Annotated in this window: 21 protein-coding genes and 1 pseudogene; 17 read left to right on the top strand and 5 right to left on the bottom strand. The window is 38.9% G+C overall.

Annotated elements, in window-relative coordinates:
• Nucleotides 1-35 precede the first annotated feature (35 nt).
• Nucleotides 36-878 (top strand): YitT family protein, encoded by an 843-nt coding sequence (locus JFV29_RS06535; protein ID WP_201181881.1) that lies wholly within the window; start codon nt 36-38, stop codon nt 876-878.
• 139 nt (nt 879-1,017) lie between these two features.
• Nucleotides 1,018-1,263 (top strand): annotated as a pseudogene (locus JFV29_RS06530) (KGG domain-containing protein); the annotation flags it as partial.
• Nucleotides 1,264-1,309: 46 nt separating this feature from the next.
• On the opposite strand, the gene JFV29_RS06525 reads toward JFV29_RS06530, so the two are convergent.
• The 3 genes from JFV29_RS06525 to JFV29_RS06515 form a co-directional block, all read right to left on the bottom strand.
• The gene (locus tag JFV29_RS06525) at nt 1,310-1,501 is read right to left on the bottom strand and encodes a DUF3813 domain-containing protein (RefSeq protein ID WP_201181877.1); all 192 of its coding nucleotides are present in this window, start codon (nt 1,499-1,501) and stop codon (nt 1,310-1,312) included.
• Nucleotides 1,501-1,644, bottom strand: a complete 144-nt coding sequence (locus JFV29_RS06520; RefSeq protein WP_201181875.1) for a hypothetical protein — start codon at nt 1,642-1,644, stop codon at nt 1,501-1,503. Before JFV29_RS06520 ends, JFV29_RS06525 begins: the two co-directional genes overlap by 1 nt.
• Nucleotides 1,645-1,747: 103 nt before the next feature.
• The gene (locus JFV29_RS06515) at nt 1,748-2,599 is read right to left on the bottom strand and encodes a Cof-type HAD-IIB family hydrolase (RefSeq protein ID WP_116822313.1); all 852 of its coding nucleotides are present in this window, start codon (nt 2,597-2,599) and stop codon (nt 1,748-1,750) included.
• A 217-nt stretch (nt 2,600-2,816) separates the two neighbouring features.
• On the opposite strand from JFV29_RS06515, the gene JFV29_RS06510 reads away from it, so the two are divergent.
• The 3 genes from JFV29_RS06510 to moaA all read left to right on the top strand — a co-directional run bounded on the left by JFV29_RS06510 (nt 2,817) and on the right by moaA (nt 5,170).
• Entirely contained in the window at nt 2,817-3,605 is a 789-nt protein-coding gene (locus JFV29_RS06510) for a prolyl oligopeptidase family serine peptidase (protein ID WP_201181873.1), read from the top strand.
• Between the two features lie 133 nt (nt 3,606-3,738).
• A complete protein-coding gene (locus tag JFV29_RS06505; RefSeq protein WP_053344973.1) occupies nt 3,739-4,047 on the top strand; it encodes a metal-sulfur cluster assembly factor in 309 nt (102 codons plus the stop codon).
• A gap of 109 nt (nt 4,048-4,156) precedes the next feature.
• Nucleotides 4,157-5,170 (top strand): GTP 3',8-cyclase MoaA, encoded by a 1,014-nt coding sequence (gene moaA / locus JFV29_RS06500; RefSeq protein ID WP_201181871.1) that lies wholly within the window; start codon nt 4,157-4,159, stop codon nt 5,168-5,170.
• A gap of 370 nt (nt 5,171-5,540) precedes the next feature.
• On the opposite strand, the gene JFV29_RS06495 is transcribed toward moaA, so the two are convergent.
• Nucleotides 5,541-6,230, bottom strand: coding sequence for a Crp/Fnr family transcriptional regulator (locus JFV29_RS06495; RefSeq protein ID WP_201181869.1), 690 nt, complete (start codon nt 6,228-6,230; stop codon nt 5,541-5,543).
• A gap of 236 nt (nt 6,231-6,466) precedes the next feature.
• Between JFV29_RS06495 and argC the strand changes: the two genes are divergently transcribed.
• The 8 genes from argC (at nt 6,467) to JFV29_RS06455 (ending at nt 16,253) form a co-directional block, all read left to right on the top strand.
• Nucleotides 6,467-7,501, top strand: coding sequence for an N-acetyl-gamma-glutamyl-phosphate reductase (gene argC / locus JFV29_RS06490; RefSeq protein WP_201181867.1), 1,035 nt, complete (start codon nt 6,467-6,469; stop codon nt 7,499-7,501).
• 18 nt (nt 7,502-7,519) lie between these two features.
• Nucleotides 7,520-8,752, top strand: a complete 1,233-nt coding sequence (argJ, locus tag JFV29_RS06485; RefSeq protein WP_201181865.1) for a bifunctional ornithine acetyltransferase/N-acetylglutamate synthase — start codon at nt 7,520-7,522, stop codon at nt 8,750-8,752.
• 15 nt (nt 8,753-8,767) lie between these two features.
• Nucleotides 8,768-9,538: an acetylglutamate kinase gene (gene argB / locus JFV29_RS06480; RefSeq protein WP_201181863.1), complete on the top strand. Its 771-nt coding sequence runs from the start codon at nt 8,768-8,770 to the stop codon at nt 9,536-9,538.
• Nucleotides 9,538-10,689 carry an acetylornithine transaminase gene (locus JFV29_RS06475; RefSeq protein ID WP_201181861.1) on the top strand — a complete coding sequence of 384 codons (1,152 nt, stop codon included), beginning with the start codon at nt 9,538-9,540 and terminating at the stop codon, nt 10,687-10,689. The genes argB and JFV29_RS06475 overlap by 1 nt, the downstream gene beginning before the upstream one ends.
• 81 nt (nt 10,690-10,770) lie before the next feature.
• On the top strand, nt 10,771-11,853 hold the full coding sequence (locus JFV29_RS06470; protein ID WP_201181859.1) for a carbamoyl phosphate synthase small subunit: 1,083 nt from the start codon (nt 10,771-10,773) through the stop codon (nt 11,851-11,853).
• On the top strand, nt 11,846-14,965 hold the full coding sequence (locus JFV29_RS06465; protein WP_201181857.1) for a carbamoyl phosphate synthase large subunit: 3,120 nt from the start codon (nt 11,846-11,848) through the stop codon (nt 14,963-14,965). Before JFV29_RS06470 ends, JFV29_RS06465 begins: the two co-directional genes overlap by 8 nt.
• Complete coding sequence (argF, locus tag JFV29_RS06460; RefSeq protein ID WP_201181855.1) at nt 14,962-15,921, top strand: ornithine carbamoyltransferase; 960 nt, start codon at nt 14,962-14,964, stop codon at nt 15,919-15,921. Before JFV29_RS06465 ends, argF begins: the two co-directional genes overlap by 4 nt.
• A 152-nt stretch (nt 15,922-16,073) precedes the next feature.
• Nucleotides 16,074-16,253, top strand: coding sequence for a YjzC family protein (locus JFV29_RS06455; RefSeq protein WP_053344981.1), 180 nt, complete (start codon nt 16,074-16,076; stop codon nt 16,251-16,253).
• A gap of 69 nt (nt 16,254-16,322) precedes the next feature.
• On the opposite strand, the gene JFV29_RS06450 is transcribed toward JFV29_RS06455, so the two are convergent.
• On the bottom strand, nt 16,323-17,063 hold the full coding sequence (locus JFV29_RS06450; RefSeq protein WP_201181853.1) for an IclR family transcriptional regulator: 741 nt from the start codon (nt 17,061-17,063) through the stop codon (nt 16,323-16,325).
• A gap of 457 nt (nt 17,064-17,520) precedes the next feature.
• Here JFV29_RS06450 and JFV29_RS06445 point away from each other — a divergent pair, with 457 nt between their 5' ends.
• From JFV29_RS06445 to JFV29_RS06430, 4 genes are all read left to right on the top strand, one after another.
• Nucleotides 17,521-18,468 (top strand): fumarylacetoacetate hydrolase family protein, encoded by a 948-nt coding sequence (locus JFV29_RS06445; RefSeq protein WP_056528173.1) that lies wholly within the window; start codon nt 17,521-17,523, stop codon nt 18,466-18,468.
• Between the two features lie 2 nt (nt 18,469-18,470).
• Entirely contained in the window at nt 18,471-18,962 is a 492-nt protein-coding gene (locus tag JFV29_RS06440; RefSeq protein ID WP_201181851.1) for a DinB family protein, read from the top strand.
• 31 nt (nt 18,963-18,993) lie between these two features.
• Nucleotides 18,994-20,106 (top strand): cupin domain-containing protein, encoded by a 1,113-nt coding sequence (locus JFV29_RS06435; RefSeq protein ID WP_201181849.1) that lies wholly within the window; start codon nt 18,994-18,996, stop codon nt 20,104-20,106.
• 132 nt (nt 20,107-20,238) lie between these two features.
• A complete protein-coding gene (locus tag JFV29_RS06430) occupies nt 20,239-21,438 on the top strand; it encodes an FAD-dependent monooxygenase (RefSeq protein WP_201181846.1) in 1,200 nt (399 codons plus the stop codon).
• Nucleotides 21,439-21,615 lie beyond the last annotated feature (177 nt).

Raw genomic sequence — 21,615 nt, 5'->3', positions numbered from 1 at the left:
GATAATAGAATTAGGGTGAAATGGAGGTTTTTAGGATGTATAGAAGTGAAATAAGGAAAATTCTCATAGTAATAGTTGGTGCATTATTGAATGCCATCGCGATGAACTTTTTTTTAATCCCGGCTAACGTATATGCGAGCGGCTTTACTGGGGTGGCACAGCTCCTATCAAGGATTATAGGATCTTTTGCACCTTTTAATATATCGACCGGGATTCTATTGCTTTTATTAAATATCCCAGTAACCATCCTTGCTTGGAGAAAAGTTGGAAAGTCCTTTACCTTTTATAGCTTTCTCAGTGTTATCTTAATGTCTCTTTTCATGGAAATCATTCCAATTACCCGCTGGTCACCGGACATATTATTGAACGCGGTGTTTGGCGGAGTTATAGCTGCAGTAGGAGTTGGGATTACCTTGAAATTCGGGGCATCAACAGGCGGGATGGATATTATCGCGATGCTTCTTTCACGGAAGAAAGATAAGCCTGTAGGTACTTATTTATTTCTGTTAAATGGCGTGATTATTGTAACGGCAGGCGCTGTTTATGGACCGGAAAAAGCATTATATACACTTGTTACGCTTTACACATCAACCCGTGTGGTGGACGCGATACATACACGTCATGAAAAGCTTACAGCTATGATTATTACAAAGAAAAGCGAAGAACTTAAACAGGCAATTCATGCTAAGTTAGTTCGCGGTATTACAAGGGTACCGGCAAAAGGAGCATTTACAAACGAAAGTAAGGAAATGCTTTTGATAGTCATTACAAGGTATGAACTGTATGATCTGGAACGGATCATTAAAGAAGTTGATCCACATGCTTTTACCAATATCATCGAAACTTCTGGAATTGTTGGTACTTTCCGAAGGGAATAAGAATATTAACAAAAAGTTAAGGCCATTACACTTCTATGACAAATAGAATTATTGCGGTGTTTTACGTTTATTGCCAGTACAAATCGGCTAATTTTAATAATGTAGCGCCAATATTAAATCTTAATGAGGAGTGATAATAATGGCTAACAACGAAAAAATGAGTAGAGAAGAAGCAGGACGTAAAGGCGGCGAAGCCACCTCGAAAAATCACGATAGAGATTTTTACCAGGAGATTGGACAAAAAGGCGGCGAAGCTACATCGGACAACCATGATAAAGAATTTTATCAAGAGATTGGACAAAAGGGAGGAGAGGCCACTTCCGATTCTCATGGAAAAGATTTTTATAAAGAAATCGGTGAAAAAGGTGGAAAAGCACGAAACAACTACTAATAAAATAAGTAAAAGCCTCCAGAATCCTGGAGGCTTTTACTTATTTTGGGTGGTTTTCCAGTTCCTCTTGAAGTTCGCGTAATTGCTCTTTTTCAGCATCATTCGTATTGGCAAAAGCCGATGAAAGAGCATTTTTAGCGATTTCCTCAGTTTTTTGCTGGTCACCATCATGCTCAGAGTGGAGAGCTTCTTCAACAAATTCTCTAGCTTTCTGGAATAATTTGTTTCCCATTAGAAGCCACCATAGCTTTGTTCTGACATAATTCTCAATCTGTCTTTTTCAGCTTCTGCAAACGTAGTGTGATAAGGGATTCTTTCGGCATGCTTGGCAACACTTTCTTTGCCTTGCTGTACAAATCGTCTGCTTTTACCCATGCTTATCTCCTCCGATTCTGAGCGTTTGACAACATAACAGGAAGCTGTTGTCCCTATTAGTTTGGCTTCAAAAAGAGATTTTATAAAGGTAAAAAATGGCGGATTAGGATTTGGATTTTAAGTTGAATTTTTCCTCAAGAAATACTGCTATGCCATCTTCTTCATTCGTCAAAGTCATCGTATTTGCGACCGTTTTTACAGGGGAAATAGCATTTCCCATTGCGACACCAGTTCCAGCGTAATCAAGCATTTCCAAGTCATTATCTTCATCACCGAAAGCGATAATTCTATCTTTTGGGATGTCTAGATAGTTGGAAACACGTTGCAGACCAACCGCTTTACTTAATCCGCTCTTAATAATTTCGATGATATGAAATGGTTCTGCCCAGCGGCGATGATCAACTAATTCGGCATGAACATCAGATAAATGCTGGCGGATCTGGCCGACATGCTGACTATCTGTATGAATGAGCATCGATGTGGGTGAATCCTCAAGGAAATTACGTAAGTCACCCGTCTTCATTATCGGATTTCCTACATTGAACATGTCCATCAATTTTTCATCATGATAATGGACATATACATCATCACGAACTTCAGCAATTATGTTGTGATATTCAAATTGATCACAAGCTTCTACAATATCTTTCGCAACACTTATATCCAGTGGTGAATGGTATACCCCCCAGCTTGTCTGTAATGGGTGATGCACGAAAGCACCATTGAAATTAACGATTGGTGTAGTCAATCCCAATTCACGGTAATAAAGTTCACTTGAGCGAAACGGACGCCCGGTAGCGATCATAACTTCGTGCCCATTTTCTTTTAGTTTTAGTAGTGTTTGTTTAGTCCTAGGAGAAATTGTTTTATTATCAGTAAGTAAAGTACCATCAAGATCCAATACGATTAAATGTTTCTCATTCATGTACACACCTTCTGTTCTTTTTGATTTCATTATATGCAAATATTGTTAAGACTATTTTAAAGTAATTGTAAATCTTTTTCATTCTTTATGCATTCCTGTATGATATTACTATATGAAGGATTATAATATTTAAAGCATAGTACATGACTAGGAATCAGCAAAGGGACAACGAAAGATTTGTTGAGAAAGCTTCTGAAGCTTCTTTAATGAAAAAACCGACAGTATTTAAATATTCGGAGGGATTATCTTGATAATAATTGAAAAAGAAAAGATTGGACATATTCCTGTTTTACACTTAAGTAAGCAGTCGGCTTTCAATCAAGAACTGCCGCTTATTATTTTTATACATGGTTTTCAAAGTGCAAAAGAACACAATCTTCATTATGCTTATTTAATGGCTGAAAAGGGTTTTCGTGTGCTTCTTCCTGATGTAATTTATCATGGGGAGAGGGAAGTTGGATATAGTGATTCGCAATTGATGCCCCGTTTTTGGGAAATGGTATTACAGACCATCAAGGATTTAGCTTTGATTAAGGATGATTTATTAGCCAGAAAATTAATTGACTCTAAAAAAATTGGTGTAGCGGGTACCTCAATGGGAGGTATTGTGACCAACGGAGCTCTGGCGGCCTATGATTGGATTACAGTTGGAGTTAGCTTAATGGGGAATCCATCCTATGTAGCGTATGCGGAGCTTCAAATAGAGGAGATTAAGAAAAGGAAAGTGAATTTCCCAATCACGGATGAGGAAGTAAATAAAGTGATTGAAAAGCTCAAACCATTTGACTTAAGCCTCAATCAAGACAAGCTTTCAAACAGACCGCTTCTGTTTTGGCATGGTGCTAAAGATCCTGTTGTACCATATCAACATGCATATCGCTTTTATGAAGGAGTAAAAGCGGGTTATAATGAAGCACATGAAAAAATTGATTTTATCCTCGATCAGAAGGCTGGGCATAAGGTAAGTAGAGAAGGTGTGCTTCGGACTGCGGAATGGTTCGAGAAACATTTACGACCAGCTGTGCAAAAAGCTTAAGCACACATGCTAAATCTGGTATGATTCTATTAAGGACATTGTGTAAAGTCTGAATCGGACATTTATTGCCGCAACCGACTATAAACCGATTATTACAAATCGGGGAGTATTATTCATAAAAGGAGTGATTGAAGTGGATCAAGATACAAAAGACATTATTTTTGGAGCTTTAGAGCAGGTCATTGACCCGGAGCTTGGAATAGATATCGTGAATTTAGGCTTGGTGTATGATGTGGATATGGATGATGCAGGACTAACGACAGTAACGATGACATTGACTGCCATGGGCTGTCCGCTAGCTGGAACGATTGTCGATCAAGTGAAACTAGTGCTGGAAGATATTCCAGAAGTTAAAGAAACAGACGTGAAGATTGTGTGGAGTCCGCCATGGTCTAGGGATCGCATGTCCAGATATGCCAAAATCGCGTTAGGAATTAAATAATTAACAGGTAATAGAATATTAAGCCAGTCCAAAAAACAGTGAACCATTGTTATGGAGCTACTTTTTATTGGTCTGGCTTTTTCTAATACGTCCGGTTAGGGGTGGGAAATTGAACCGTCATATAAAGGATTCATTAGACAGGCCGTTAAGGGATTTAAGAATTTCTGTCATTGATCGTTGCAACTTCCGCTGTCAGTATTGTATGCCGGCTGAAATTTTCCATGAAAATTTTCAGTTCCTTCCTAAAAGTGAGCTTTTATCTTATGAAGAAATCGTAAGGATTTCTAAAATATTTGCAAGCTTAGGGGTTAAAAAACTAAGATTGACAGGCGGGGAACCGTTGCTGCGAAAAAATCTTTCTACGCTCATTTCCGAACTTGTTTCAATTGAAGGAATAGAAGATATTGGATTGACTACGAATGGTGTGTTTTTGAAAAAACACGCGGCAGATTTAAAGGTAGCTGGATTACAGCGGGTAAATATCAGTTTAGACTGCCTCGATGATGAGCTTTTTAAGCAGATGAACGGAAGAAATATCGGGACAAAGCCGGTTATGGAGGGAATAGCTGCTGCAAAAGAAGCGGGGCTTGGTGTTAAGGTAAATATGGTTGTTAAAAAAGAAACCAATGAATCTCAAATCCTGCCGATGGCCCGTTTTTGCAAAGAAGAGGGTATTCAATTACGTTATATAGAATTCATGGATGTTGGGCATACAAATGGCTGGCAGTTGAAAAACGTCATAACGAAAAAAGAATTGCTCGAGATGCTGCAGGCTGAATTCGAGCTGGAACCGGTGGAAGAAGATTATTTTGGAGAAGTCGCGAAGCGCTTCCGCTATAAGGGGACGACTACCGAAGTAGGTTTCATAACATCCGTCTCTGAGTCTTTTTGTTCAAGCTGCACCCGTGCTCGTCTTTCTGCTAATGGCAGTTTATATACATGCCTATTTAATGGAAAAGGACATGACTTGAAGTCATTGCTTCGTTCAGAGATGTCAGATGAAGAATTGACTGACTTTATCATTTCACTTTGGAACCATAGAGACGACCGCTATTCAGATGAGCGGGCTGCCGGAACGAGAAAGAAACAGGAAAAAATAGAAATGTCATTTATTGGCGGCTAACTTTCAATGAGCTCAGAAGAACAATGATTTATTTAACTATGTGAAATTATTGTGATTGAAGAGTCTCTAGATAAGAAAATACGGGATGGCAGCTATGCCATCCCGTATTTTCTTATGTATAGTTGGTAAGGCCATGAATGTCTGTCCTGATTTGGATTAATTCATCTCAATGTATTTTTATACTAAATTTATACATTTTTATAATGCTATATCATAATAACTATCCATTTTTATTAAAGTAAAAATAAATCAAATGACCCAGTAAAGAAAGAGATGCAAGGACTTTAAAATGAATCTAATCCATTACATATATATTTAAGGTACTGGTCAGTATATGAAGTATTCTCTGCTAATTATGGAGGGCGGGGGGTTATTCGATAGTACAGATTTCTATTGGGCAATTTTCACAGTCAATTTCCTGCTTTAAATACTCAAGGTTAAGTATCTTAATGCGTCCTTTTTTAATAGAAACTACATTGTTTTTTCTTAATTGAGAGAGCATTCGATTGACTACTTCACGGGATGTGCCGCAAAAATTAGCAAGCTCTTGGTTTGTAAAGGGAAGAGTGATGACTATACCGTCTTCAACTTCAGTACCATAGCTATTTGATAAGCGAATGAGAGTGGAGTAAAATGCGCCTTTCTTACCGTGCAGGAGCATATCGCGGAATTTAGCCTGATTTTTACGATTTTGAGCGGATAACCATGTCATCATTTCAACTGCAAGATGACTATCCGACGCGATTTTCTCTTCTAATAATTCTTTAGAAATAACCGCTACAACACCATCTTCTAACATTTTTGCATTCATCATATATTTAGGGTTCTGAGAAAAAAGGACAGTTTCTCCAACTAGGTCATTCTCTGAACAAATGCGCATTGTCAATTCTCGACCGTCTGGAACAACCTTACTCACTTCAACTTTGCCTTTTAAAATGTAATACAAATCACTAGCAAGGGTGTTCTCCTGAAAAAGGAAGCACCCTTTTTCTATACGTTTAACATGATGTCTATTATCAAAAAATGCATGCATTCGATTAGATAACGTAAATTCGTTCATTTATTACAACCGCCTTTCAGATACCGTTATAACTCAGTTACTACCTTATTTGATTTAAACGGAAAAAACACTAGTAGTCAACAACTTTGGATAAAACTAGAAGTTTGCGCGGTGGAACTTGTTTTTGAAATTTAAGTTTAGAATTTTATAAAAATACATTTGATTTTATTTTTATTCAGTCTTATAATAATAGAATCAAAGAATTGCAGGGACTTAAAATCTAGGAGTTGGTTTTTGTGAACGTATCAATAGTAGGCGCAACAGGGTATGGAGGAGTGGAATTGATAAGATTCCTGAATAATCATCCTCATTTGAAAATAAAATCACTGCATACGTCATCCCAATTTGGTCGAAGTTTATATGAAGAAAATGCACATTTAATGCATATGAAAGATAAATTAGAAGAAATTGACCCGGAAGCAATTGCAAAAAAATCTGATATTGTTTTTCTTGCTACTCCTTCGGGTGTTTCCTCACAGTTAATTTCGGAATTTTCCGACCTTAATATTAAAGTAATCGATTTGTCAGGGGATCTTAGGCTTCAAACTCCAGGTGAATATGAACACTGGTATAAAAAAACAGCCGCGCCTCAGCATATTATTGAAAAAGCTGTATACGGATTGGCTGAATGGAATGCAGAAGAAATTAGACAATCCACTATTATTGCGAATCCAGGATGTTACCCAACTGCTTCATTACTTGGTCTTGCTCCTTTATTCACTGAAGGATGGGCTACAGCCACAGATGTCATTATTGATGCTAAATCCGGAGTGTCCGGGGCAGGGAAATCACTTTCATCCGATACACATTACAGTGAAATGAATGAAAACTTTAAAATATATAAAGTGAATCAGCATCAACACATACCGGAAATCGAACAACAGCTTGGAAGGTGGTCATCAGATTTACAACCTATAACATTTAATACCCATCTTGTTCCTATGACTAGGGGTATCATGGCTACGATGTATATTAAGGTAAACAGGCAGACTTCAACAGCTGAACTAAGAGATTTGTATGAAACTGTTTATGAGGATCATCCATTTGTACGGGTACAGCCGCTTGATCGCTTCCCGTCTACGAAACAAGTGTATGGTTCAAACTTTTGTGATATAGGCGTCGCATATGATGAAAGAACAGGTAAGGTAACGATTGTTTCAGTTATTGATAATTTAGTAAAGGGTGCTGCAGGGCAGGCCATTCAAAGTGCAAATATATTAATGGGGCTAGAGGAAACAGCAGGACTATGGAGCAGCCCACTATATCCGTAAAATTATTGGAGGTAAATAATGAATACACTACAGCCAGTTGAAGAAATCAAACAAATTAAAGAAGGAAACATCTTAATGCCTAAAGGGTTCAAAGCCTCAGGCGCTCATGCAGGGTTGCGCTACTCAAAAAAAGACATCGGCATTATTTATACAGAAACTGCAGCATCATCCGCTGCTGTTTATACACAAAATGTAGTTCAAGCGGCTCCAATCAATGTAACGAAGGATAGCATAGCAGTTACTGGAAAGCTTCATGGCATAGTAGTTAATAGTGCATGTGCGAATGCTTGTACTGGAGAGCAAGGGTTAAAGGATGCTATTGAAATGAGAAAGCTTGCTGCCCAAAAGTTCGGCTTGGAAGATCATTCATTTGCAGTTGCTTCGACTGGAGTTATTGGCGAATTTATGGAAATGGATAAAATTAAAAACGGCATAGATTTATTGGAGCCAACAGATACAGCTGAAGCTGCTGAAGACTTTGGTACTGCTATTTTAACAACGGATATAGTAACTAAAAGTTGCGGTTATGAAACAGTCATTGATGGTAAACGCGTGAAAATGGGCGGAGCGGCGAAAGGGTCAGGGATGATTCATCCGAACATGGCTACAATGCTCGGTTTCATTACAACGGATGCTGTCATTGAACCGAATGATTTACAGGAAGCATTATCTTCTATAACGAATGATACATTTAATCAAATAACTGTTGACGGTGATTGTTCGACGAATGACATGGTGCTGGTCCTAGCAAATGGAGCAGCAAGAAATGAACCTTTGACAAACACGCACCCAGAATGGTCTGTATTTTTGGAATTATTAAAACAGACTTCTGAAAATTTAGCTAAACAAATTGCGAAAGACGGAGAAGGCGCGACAAAATTAATTGAAGTGAATGTCCATGGCATGAATTCCAAACAAGATTCACAAATGATGGCGAAAACGATTGTTGGTTCAAATTTAGTGAAAACGGCAGCTTTTGGAGCGGATGCAAACTGGGGACGTATTATTGCTGCAATGGGTCGAAGCGGAGTAGGGTTCCAACCGGAACAAACAACGATTTCATTTGGTGAAATCATTGTACTGAAAGATGGCGAGCCTATACAGTTTTCTGAGGAAGATGCAAAGGCATACTTGGAAAATGAAAGTATTATCATTAATGTTTACTTGAAAGATGGTAAGGAATCAGGAACGGCATGGGGCTGTGATTTAACCTATGATTATGTAAAAATAAACGGAAGTTATCGATCATAAGGGGTGTTGAAAAGAGTGAACATTTTAGTCATAAAGTGCGGCGGTAGTATTATTAACGAGTTATCAGAGTCGTTTTTTACAAGTGTTAAAGAGTTACAAAGCCGCGGTTACCAGATTGTCTTTGTTCATGGAGGCGGCCCTGATATCAATTCGATGCTTGAAAAATATGAAATTGAACCGGTCTTTGAAAATGGTTTAAGAAAAACGACCACTGAAGTATTGGAAGTTGTAGAACTGATGTTGGCAGGCAAATCTAATCGATGTCTCGTCCATAAATTGGAGGCACATGGTATTAAGGCTGTCGGTCTAAATGGGTCGGACGGCGGAATCCTGACTGGTGAGTATATTGATGAAAAGAAGTTAGGGGCTGTTGGTGAGATTCATCAAGTCGATACAGAATTACTTGGACTTCTATTTGAAAAAGGCTATTGCCCGGTATTGACACCGATTTCGACTACAGAAGATGGAAATAAGTTAAATGTGAATGCGGATATGGCTGCAGGTTCTGTAGCGAAGGCACTCTCGGCTGAAATGTGCTTATTTGTCACAGACGTTAAAGGGGTCTTAAAGAATCAGCAGATTATCGAAAAACTGACTGAAACGGAGACACAGGCTTTAATTACAGATGGCAGTATCTATGGCGGTATGATTCCGAAAGTTAACACAGCATTGTCGGTGTTGAATAAAGGAGTTGAGAAAGTGATGATTGTAAGCGGCAAGGAACACTTCTATGAAAACGGGCAATTTATCGGAACGAAATTTCTACAGGAAGAAGGGGTATTTTAATGAGTTCTTTATTTCCTACATATGCAAGGTGGAACATTGAACCGGAAACAGCGAATGGAATGAAACTTATCAGTACAACAGGTAAGGAGTATCTTGATTTTACATCGGGAATCGGAGTTTTAAACCTTGGCCATAGTCATGAAAAGGTGAAAAAGGCTGTTACGGAGCAACTTAATAAATACTGGCATGTATCGAATATGTTTCAAAGTTCTTTACAGGAACGGACAGCAAAAATGCTAGCAGATGCCTCAGGATTAGGTCAAGTGTTCTTTGCCAACAGCGGCGCTGAAGCAAATGAGGCAGCTATCAAACTTGCTCGTAAAGCTACAGGGAAAAGTAAAATTGTCACATGTCTGCAGTCATTCCACGGCCGTACATTTGCAACGATGGCAGCAACGGGACAGGAAAAAATCAAGATTGGTTTCGGGCCGATGCTAGCTTCGTTTGAATATGTGCCATTCAATGACAACGATGCTTTAGAAACTGCAGTAGATGAGGATACGGCAGCGGTAATGATCGAAGTAGTTCAAGGAGAGGGCGGCATTCATGTTGTTCAGCAATCGTATTTGGACGCAATTCAAGCTCAATGTAAAAAATACGGATCACTTCTTATTATCGATGAAATACAAACGGGAATTGGCCGTACAGGCAAACCATTTGCATTTCAGCATTTTAATATCCAACCAGATATCATTACTTCGGCCAAGGGGCTAGGAAATGGTCTACCTATCGGGGCGATGATTGGCAAAGAAATGTTGTCGGAATTCTTTAGTGCTGGAAGCCATGGATCCACTTTTGGCGGTAATCCGGTAAGTGTTGCAGCAGCAGAAGCTGTTTTAAAAGAAATTTTCCAATCGGGATTCTTAAAAGAAGTCGTGGAAAAAGCTGAATACCTTGAATGTGAATTGACAAAGGCATTAAAGGATTCAGAAGAAGTCAAAGAAATTCGTGGACTTGGGATGATGGTCGGGATCGAATGCAAACAAGATGTTCAGTCGTTTTTAATGGAGCTTCAAGAAGATGGCCTACTCGTATTAAGTGCAGGACCTAATGTTCTTCGTTTACTTCCACCTCTGACAGCGACTAAATCAGAGATCGATACTGCAATTAAGAAAATAAAAAAAGTATTAGCAATAAAACAAACAATCTAAATTTAATGAATTTTTATAGAATAAAATGAATAATTATGCTATTCTATATATAAATATACGTCATCTACAGAGGTGAAGAACATGAAAAACTATCTACATTTAGAGAATGGTTCCGTCTTTGAAGGGGAACTGTTGACTAAATCAATTAAAAAAGCAATCACTGGAGAGATTGTCTTTTTTACAGGAATGACCGGATATCAAGAAGTATTGACAGATCCTTCATATAAGGACCAAATTGTCATTTTCACATATCCTTTAATCGGAAATTATGGAATTAATGAAATTGATTTCGAAAGTAAGAAGCCGCATGTTGCCGGTGTTATTGTATATGAAGGAAATATGAGCCATTCTCATTATCAAGCTAAATATTCCATTGGTGAATATTTAGACAAATGGAACATCCCTCTTTTGAGTCATGTGGATACGCGAGCGGTAGTTAAAAATATACGACAAGAAGGCTCCATGCAGGCAGCCATCACAGCAGAAACTGCATTCACATTCGAATCCAGTTTGAATGAACTAGAAGCGCACGTAGCCGCGGTTTCTACTAAAGAGATTGAAAGCTTCGGGAAAGGTTCTAAACACGTTGTAATGATGGATTTTGGTTATAAAAAATCCATATTAAATTCATTGATTGAACAGGGATGCCGAGTTTCAGTCGTTCCCTTTGATACTACATTCGAACATATCAAGGACTTGAATCCGGATGGTATTTTGCTTTCAAATGGGCCTGGGGATCCAAAACAGCTTGAATATCTATTGGAAAATATTAAGAAAATCATTACGAATTTTCCTACAATGGGCATCTGCCTAGGTCATCAATTAACGGCCCTTGCTTTTGGGGGAAATACAAAAAAAATGCTGTTTGGACATCGTGGTGCGAATCAGCCCGTGGTCGATTTGAAAACGAAAAAGGTGTATATGAGTTCTCAAAATCATAGCTATGAAGTGGATGAGCCAAGCTTACAAGGAACATCGCTTCAAGTTCGCTTCCGGAATGTGAATGATAGTACCGTTGAGGGACTTATGCATAAAGATTTACCGATATTTACGACTCAATACCACCCTGAAGCGAATCCAGGACCGATAGAAAGCTCACTATTGTTTAACGACTTTTTACAAATGATAAATGAATATAGCGGGAGAGAAAAAGCATATGCCTAAGGACAACACGATACAGACTATTTTAGTAATTGGTTCAGGGCCGATTGTAATAGGGCAGGCTGCTGAATTCGATTATGCAGGTACACAGGCCTGCCTCGCTTTAAAAGAGGAAGGATATAAAGTCATCCTAGTTAACAACAATCCGGCAACGATTATGACGGATGATATGAACGCGGATGCTGTCTATTTCGAACCTTTAACAGTAGATGTACTGGAAAAAATCATTGCTAAAGAAAAGCCGGATGGCCTGCTTGCTACATTAGGGGGGCAAACAGGATTGAATCTTGCTTATCAATTGGATGATGCAGGAGTGCTTGAAAAATATAATGTCAAACTATTAGGAACACCAATAGACTCCATCAAAAAAGGAGAAGATCGTGAACTGTTTCGTGAACTAATGTTTGAAATTGATGAACCTGTTCCTGACAGTACAATTGTCCATACTTTAGCAGAGGCGCAAGCTTTCGCCGACAAAATTGGTTTCCCCATAATCGTTCGTCCTGCCTATACACTTGGAGGTACTGGCGGAGGGATTGCTGAGACCATGGAGACATTCAAGGAACTTGTACGAGGCGGACTTCAAGAAAGCCCGATTACACAGTGCTTGATTGAAAGAAGCATAGCAGGGTATAAAGAAGTCGAATATGAGGTTATGCGCGATGGAAACAATACATGCATTACCATCTGTAATATGGAAAATATCGATCCTGTCGGTATTCATACAGGTGATTCCATTGTTGTAGCTCCATCCCAGACCTTATCTGATGATGAGTTTCAAATGTTACGTGCTGCCTCTATTAAAATTATCTCTGCTTTAGGTATCATTGGTGGCTGTAACATTCAATTTGCACTTGATCCGAATAGCAAACAGTACTATTTAATAGAAGTAAATCCACGTGTTAGCCGTTCATCGGCACTAGCATCCAAAGCAACCGGTTATCCGATTGCACGCATCGCTGCAAAACTTGCTATCGGCTATCATTTATCTGAACTTATCAATCCTGTAACGAAGAGTACTTATTCAAGCTTCGAACCTGCTCTTGATTATGTAGCAGTAAAATTCCCACGGTGGCCATTCGATAAATTCACGACTGCCCACCGCAAATTAGGAACTCAGATGAAGGCGACAGGCGAAGTTATGGCATTACACCGTAGCTTTGAAGGTGGAGTCCAAAAAGCTATCGATTCATTAGAATTAAAAACGAATGGACTGCAACTTTTATCATTAAAAGATAAAACTGTTCCAGAACTTTGGGAAAAGCTCGCTGAAAAATCTGACGAACGCATTTTTGTCATTTTTGAAATGCTTCGTAAAGGTGTGACAGTTGAAGAAATCCATAAAGCAACCATCATTGATTATTTCTTCCTTCAATCTTTTGCTTCGCTGATCGAGAAAGAAAATGAAATCACTGCTAAGACAATCGATTTGGTCACCAAAGAAGAACTGCAGCTGTACAAGGAAAAGGGCTTCTCTGACCGTTATCTTGCCTCCGTATGGAAAGTAAGTGAAATCGAAGTGAGAGCACACCGTAAATCACTAGGCATTACCGCCGTTTACAAAACGGTTGATACATGTGCAGCTGAATTTGAATCACATACGAATTATCATTATTCAACATATTTTGGAGAGAACGAACAGAAAAAAACAGATAAAAAGAAAGTATTGATGATTGGCAGTGGCCCAATCCGAATCGGACAGGGAATTGAATTCGATTACTGTTCCGTTCATGGTGTTTATGCACTTCAGGATGAAAATGTTGAAACGATCATGATTAATAATAACCCAGAAACGGTAAGTACGGATTTCGCAACAGCAGACCGTCTTTATTTCGAGCCATTAACCTTGGAATATGTACTGAATGTTATAGAAGCGGAAGGTATTGAGGATGTAATTGTCCAATTTGGGGGACAGACAGCCATAAATCTGGCAAAGGGACTGGAAGATTACGGAATTAATTTGTTGGGTACCTCATTTGATACGCTTGACCAACTAGAAGATCGTGATCGCTTTTATCAGCTTCTGCAAAAGCTGGAGATTCCACATGTGCCGGGTTCGATGGCCAATAGTGCAGAGCAATTAATTGAGTGTGCTGAGGCGATTGGCTTCCCAGTTCTATTACGCCCATCCTATGTAATTGGTGGTCAGGGGATGGAAATTATCCGCTCGAAGAAAAGCTTACTGAATAGAATTGAAAATGGAACGGCACTTGTATTTCCTGTGTTAATCGATTCTTATATTCCAGGTAAAGAAGCGGAAATCGATTTGATTGCGGATGGCAAAGAGATTTATATTCCAATTATTGCTGAACATGTAGAAAAAGCAGGCGTCCATTCGGGAGATAGCATGGCATTACTACCAGCTCAATCCTTATCAGAGGATATCAAAAATAAAATGACTATTTTTGCACAAAAGTTAGTAGTAGAGCTTGGTTATAAAGGTCTTATGAACATCCAATTTGTGATTGAAGGCAATGACGTATATGTTTTGGAAGTAAACCCGCGTGCTAGCCGGACGATTCCAATCATCAGTAAAATCACTAATGTTTCTTTAGTACAGATTGCGACAAAAATATTGCTTGGGAAATACTCGTTGTCGAATGTGTTCGAAAAAACAGGGTTAATGGAAGAAATTCCGTATTCAGTCGTCAAATATCCAGTGTTCTCAACGTTTGCACTAAGCGGTCTTGATTCAAAAGTAGGGCCGGAAATGAAATCAACTGGTGAAGGCATCGCTATCGGAAAAACGATGACAGAAGCATTAACAAAAGTATTTCATGCTCAAAAGGCTAAACATACTTCAGGTGTGTATCAATCCGAATCTGTCCAATTAAGTGAAGAATTGCTTGTACTAATCAATGAAGCTGGGTTGACATTGATGGATTCCGATTTTGACAAATGGCTTAATGAAGGAAATGCAGCTGTTGTTTTAGCTTATGGAACTACAGAAGAAGATAAGAAGCTAAGATTATTGGCTGCAAAATATCGACTTCTAGCATTTACAGAAGAAGAGACTTTTAAAGCCTATCTTCAATCGTTAGAAAATGCTGATCCAGGCGTTACCGCGCTGCAGGAATGGCTTGTAACATATTCGAAAGGAGTGTCACACGTATGAGTTCACTAACGGCACCGACACAAACGAAGATTTTAAACGGGAAAGATTTTTTGACCATGAAGGAGTCTACACCCACGGCCATTGCAGATCTGTTAAAGCTAGCGCAGACCATTAAAGCCAAATTACAAGCGGGCGAGGAATATACGCCTTTAAAAGGGAAAACGCTGGGGATGATTTTTGAAAAATCCTCCACCCGTACCCGCGTGTCTTTTGAAGTGGGCATGATGCAGCTTGGCGGGCACGCTTTGTTCTTAAGCGGTAATGATTTGCAAATCGGACGTGGAGAATCTATTTCCGATACGGCCAAAGTCCTTTCCGAATATATTGATGGCATCATGATTCGTACCTTCGAGCATGAAAAAATTATGGAATTGTCTGAAAATGCTTCTATTCCAGTCATCAATGGGCTAACAGATCTTGCCCATCCTTGCCAGGTGATGGCGGATTTCTTGACAATTATAGAGTTAAAAGGACAATTAAAAGGCTTGAAAATGAGCTACATCGGTGATGGTAACAATGTGGCACAATCATTGATGGTTGGCTGCGCAAAAATGGGCATGGATTTTTCTATTGGATGCCCGGATAACTATAAACCTGATGTAAATGTTGTCGCCTATGCTCAAAAAGTGGCAAAGGAAAATGGATGTGAAATTGTTGTGACGAGTTCAGCAGTTGAAGCTATTAAGGATGCAGATATCGTCTATTCTGATGTATGGACCTCTATGGGGCAGGAAATCGAAAATAGTATCCGTTTAGAGGCGTTTAAGGATTATCAAATCAATAGTGAACTTGTAAAGCATGCAAAGGATAATTATATATTTATGCATTGCTTGCCTGCACACAGAGAAGAAGAGGTAACCGCTGAAGTCATCGATGGACCGAATTCCGTCGTTTTCCACCAAGCTGGAAATCGTCTTCATGCTCAAAAGGCGGTTCTTGTGGATTTAATGTCTTAAAAAAAAGCGTCTACTCTATGAGCAGACGCTTTTTTTATACCAATACGATTTGTTTCCCATGGACTAATTTCCTTTTTGCCCTGAATTTTTCAGACATGAAAGAAGTGAACCCGGTAATAATAAAATGGAAAGCATGTAAAGGGGTGAAATCTATGGGGCAAAATCGTCAATTTAAACCAGGTCAGAAGGCACCTAATAATGGGGCTTACGTAGAAATCGGTGAAACGGGTAGCACGGTATTAAATCCGAAAAAGGTAAAGCTAGAAGCAGGAGATACTTTTCCTGAAACTTCAAATCATAACAGGATATGGACCTATCAGCGAAAGCCATAATAAAATAAAAAGCAGGAAAAGGGACAATTCACTTCCTTTTCCTGCTTTTTTTATGGGAAATAACCTATCCTATTCTTCAGAATAACCGAAAATATTCGAGATTTCTAAAAAACTCTTTCTTAAATATTGGCTTAAGGGATCTTCATAATGATCCGGTATACTTTCAGTGAAGCCAACAGCAGTAATCGCTCCCAATAATTCTGCATTATAGTTAAAAATCGGAATGGACATGGAAGAAACAGAAGGTACTAAAGGCTCTTTTGCAAAAGCAATTTTGTATTTCTGTATCGCTTGATATTCCTTAGTTCCTACATTATTATCTTTTTCTATCCAGTCTGCCGTTATGGAAGAATCCTGGAATACAGTGAATACTTTGCCGGAAGAAGAAGATGGGGGAAGGCGCGTGCCTAGCTGGGCCCCAATATTTAAGTTTTGATTGGAATTCCATATTTTTGCTGTGATTGGTCCATCGTATGTCCAAACGGAAAATAACACCGTGCAGGAGGTATGATGGCTGATTTCCTGTAAATAAGGAGTAATTCGGCTTGTGACGTCCTCATTCCCAATGGCTGCCATACCATATTGAATCAGTTTGCTCCCGAGGGAATACATACCAGTTGTCTTATCGCGATATAGTAACTCGAGTTGGGTCAAAGTATTTAAATACTTATAAAGGTTACTTTTAGTTATTTCTGTAGATTCTTGAATATCAGAGAATCTTAAAGGGTTTCTTTGTGAAGCGAGTAAATCAATAATGCTCATCCCGATTTGCAAGGATTGAATCGTTGAACCAGATTTTACGATTTCCATATGACAATCTCCCTAATCTGTTTTAATTTAGGTCTAGTATATCAGAGTATGTAAAATTTAAATGAAAATAAATAAAAAGTATACTCCATAACGTCCGCATAAACACATCTGTTTAATATACTTCTAGTTTTAGATAAGTCTAGTCATATATGTATTTGTTAAATTTGCTACTGAAAGCTTCATAATGATGTTGATAATATCATTTTCATAAAAATTTTTGAATACTTTCTTGACAATTTTCCGAAAATTAAGTTATCATGTATATAAATAGTGAACTAAGTTATCTATAAGTGAAAAATGAAAAATTGATGCGAGGTATAGTTACCATTTGTCCTCTAGTTTGTGAAAGGACATTCATTTTATAAACAATGCCTTGTTTCAGACAAAGATAGGTGCATCAATAAAACAACTAAAAGACAGCTTTTAAAAAATAATGATAAATAAAGGAGAATGAAAAATGAAATTAGTAACTTTTAGCCGTGAAGGATTTACACGTATTGGCGCAATTTATCCAAATAAAGAGATTGTAGACCTAAACTATGCTTATCAAGCACTTCTTGAAAGTGAAGGGAAACTTCGTAGTGAACAAATCGCTGAAGCTTATGTACCTTCAACTATGGAAGCATTTCTACAGGGTGGGAATGAAAGCCTTTCCATCGCACGAAAAGCTGCGGATTATGCATTGAATAATCGCGATTCATTCAAACGTACTCTGGTACATGCTGTTGAAAACGTAAAGCTTGAGGCACCTGTCCAAAAGCCAGGGAAAATTATTTGTGTAGGACATAACTACCGTGAACACATTGCAGAAATGGGTCGCGAACTGCCTCCATTCCCGGTCGTGTTTGCCAAATTCGCTAATGCAGTAATTGGACCTCAAGATGATATTCCGTTTTTTCCTATTTCAGAACAACTAGATTATGAAGCAGAATTTGCTTTTGTAGTGGGCCAACGGGCACGCAATGTTTCTCAAGATGATGCACTTGATTATGTAGCAGGTTATACAATTGCGAATGACGTCACGTATCGTGATATTCAACGCCGTACACTTGAATGGCTTCAAGGGAAAACAGTCGAAGGCAGTGCACCAATGGGACCTTGGCTAGTTACATCAGATGAGTTATCTGATCCTTCTGGATTAAATGTCCGCTTAACTGTAAATGGTGAAGAACGCCAAAAAACGAATACATCTAACTTCGTATTCGATGTGAAATATTTAGTTGAATTTTTATCGAACTTAATGACTCTTGAACCAGGTGACATCGTCCTAACTGGAACGCCGGGTGGAGTAGGAGTAGCCCGCGATCCACAAGTGTTCTTAAAAGATGGTGACGTTGTCAAAATCGAAATCGACAAAATCGGTTATCTCGAAAACCGTGTGAAACGTGCTGGGGAGGGAAAATAAGAATGGCTTATCAATCAATCGGTACATCGATCCAATCTTTTCAACAATCAATCGATCACATTCTTGAGACAACAGCTAACCTTTCAGAGAAAACAATCCGTTTCAACCCGACAGAGGAAGAGTGGTCAATCATGCAAATCCTTTCTCATATAGCGGAAGCCATTCCTTACTGGCTAGGTGAAGTGGAAACGGTAGTAGCCACTCCGGGCTCAAAATGGGGACGTGGATTGCAAGATCCAGCTCGACTAGCAGCGGTTACTGATACGGAAAAACTATCAGTTGATGAAGTTTTAAAACAAGTGGATGAACTGAAATATAAAGTTGAGAGCGGCCTCGGGAAATTAGATGAAGAAACACTATCTAAAGAATCACCGCACCGGAACTTTGCCAAATTCGGTAACAAACCTGTTTCTTATATCGTAGATCATTTCATCGATGACCATGTTTCAGGGCACTATGACCAAATTAAGCGAAATCTTTCTAAAATTAAGTGATAAAAAATGAAAAAAGAAAGTAGGGAGTAATGTGGCTGAAAAATCAGATTACATGAACAGTGCAATTGTAAAAGATTTTACAAGGGATATTCAGCAGTACAATCTTGGACCCCTATGGGAAGCTATTCCCGCTCTAATGGATCATGAACCTAAACCACATGCCCATGCTTATTTGTGGAAAGAAGAGCTTCTGACAAAAAAGTTGATGGAAGCAGCTGAAATCTTCACACCTGATCGCGGCGGTGAGCGCAGAGCCATTTATTTTCAAAACCCTGGCCTAACTTATCGCCAGCCTTGGGGCTGGGCTTCAACAACCCAAACGCTTTATGCAGCGGTTCAACTATTGTTGCCAGGTGAAGTAGCTCCTTCTCATCGTCACTCTCAAAGCGCTCTTCGATTTATTACGAATGGTGAAGGTGCCTACACAATTGTTCAAGGAGAAAGAATCTTCATGGAAGAAGGAGATTTCTTAATCACACCTAAAAATCTTTGGCATGGACATGGTCATGTTGGAGATAAACCGATGATTTGGATGGACGCTCTTGATATCCCTACTATCTATTCTATTGGCGGTACTTTCTTTGAACCGTATCCAGACCGTATTGAAACGCCGAAACGTCCGGATAATTTTTCGGAACTTCGTTATCAAGGAGGAATGGTTCGTCCGGTATCCGATCGTTATTCACAAGTAGCTCCGCTTGCAAACTACAAGTGGAAAGGCACGAAAGCAGCGATTGAAGGGTTAATGAACTTTGAACCAGATCCATATGAAGGCTTTGCCGTTGAATATATCAACCCATCTAATGGACAAACAGCTAATCCAACGATGGGAGCTTGGATGCAGAAACTTCCAAAAGGTTTCCATTCTAAAGCACATCGCCATACTCATTCAACAATCTATCAAGTGCATGAGGGTTCCGGCTATACAGTTATTAATGGAGTACGGTTTGAATGGTCTAAGGGTGACTACTTTGTAGTTCCAAACTGGGCTTGGCATGAGCACGTTGCAGAAGTAGATTCTTACTTATTCTCGGTAAACGATCTTCCAATAATGGAGCGATTTGATTTAGAACAACAACAGTCACTTGATACAAACAATGGTTTCCAAAAAGTTGAAAGTGAATTTAAGGCTGTTTTAGTATAAGAAAAATCAGGTTGGTACTTCCAGCCTGATTGTCATAAATATTACGATAATGCTGGTCGAATGAAAACGCTTACTGTGTTAATGGTCTACAACTTTGGACTTATGACAACTTATTTTAGGGGGAATTGAATAATGAACACAGAAAAAAAACCATTCATTGTCATCGGTGGAGGAATAGGCGGGTTGGCAACGGCTCTAGGAATTGCGGAAACAAAACAGTATGTAAAAGTCTTGGAGCAAGCTCCTGAATTTGGTGAAATTGGAGCTGGAATTCAGCTTGCTGCGAATGCAACCAATGTTTTACAACGTTTAGGCGTTATGGATAAAATCAACGAAATTGCAGTTTTTCCAAAAAGATTAGTTTTGATGGATGCTTTTTCGGGCAAAGAGCTTTCCGCTTTAGATTTAGGTGACGTATATAAAGAAAGATATGGAGCACCTTATGTTGTGTTACATCGCTCTGATTTGCATCGAGTGTTAGCTGAAGCATGTGAAAGTAGCCCATATATCGAACTTGTAACGAACCAAACCATTATTGAAACGGTAGAAAATGAAGGTCAAGTTACTGTTACTTCTGCAAATGGAGATCAACATTTAGGAACGGCTGTTATTGGTGCGGATGGTTTATGGTCTAATGCCCGTAAATTATTCGTGGAAGATCAACCGGTATGCTCTCAATATGTTGCCTACAGAGGTGCGCTTCCAATGGAAGAGGTAACGAGTCACGGAGATTTAGATGATGTATATATGTGGATTGGACCGAATCTTCATCTTGTTCAATATCCGGTTAGAAGAGGAGAGCTTTACAATCAGGTAGTTGTTTTCAAAAGTTCTCAATACACCGAAGAAAATGAAAAAACAGATCAATGGGGTACCCCGGAAGAAATGGACCGTGTCTTTGCAGGAACTTGTGAGCTTGTTCAAAATGCGATTTCATTCATTCAGCGTCAACGTCGCTGGCCGATGTACGACCGTTTGCCAATTAATAACTGGACAAAAGGCAGGATCACACTTACGGGAGATGCTGCACATCCAATGCTTCAATACTTGGCACAAGGAGCTTGCCAAGCTTTAGAAGATGCGGCTTATTTGACTGATATGCTTCATAAGAATGGGAATAATGTGGAGCAGGCATTTTTGGAATATCAAGAAGAACGCATTCCACGTACAGCGAACGTTCAAACAAGTGCAAGAATGTGGGGAGAAATTATCCACAATACTACCGATGCGGGGATACTGCTTCGTGATACGATTCTATTAAATCGCACGGATAAGGATTTTAAATTTGTTGATGATTTCCACGGTTACAACAAAGCGTTTGTAAAAGCATAATAACCTGCATTTGCTTCATTCATCCAAAAGTTGTGGTTAGCATATTTTTTAAATCAATATTAGATTTTTGCCTTTCTTCCTTATGAAGAGAGGCTTTTACTGTTTATCCCTTAATAACCTTTGTATTTTTTATAACATTTCTTTACAAGGGAAAAATAAAAAGTATAATGAAACCAT

This window comes from Peribacillus sp. TH16 (assembly GCF_016651095.1).
Taxonomy (GTDB): Bacteria; Bacillota; Bacilli; order Bacillales; family DSM-1321; genus Peribacillus; species Peribacillus butanolivorans.
Note: the sequence above shows the minus strand (reverse complement) of the source record. Positions and strands in the feature narration are given on the sequence as shown.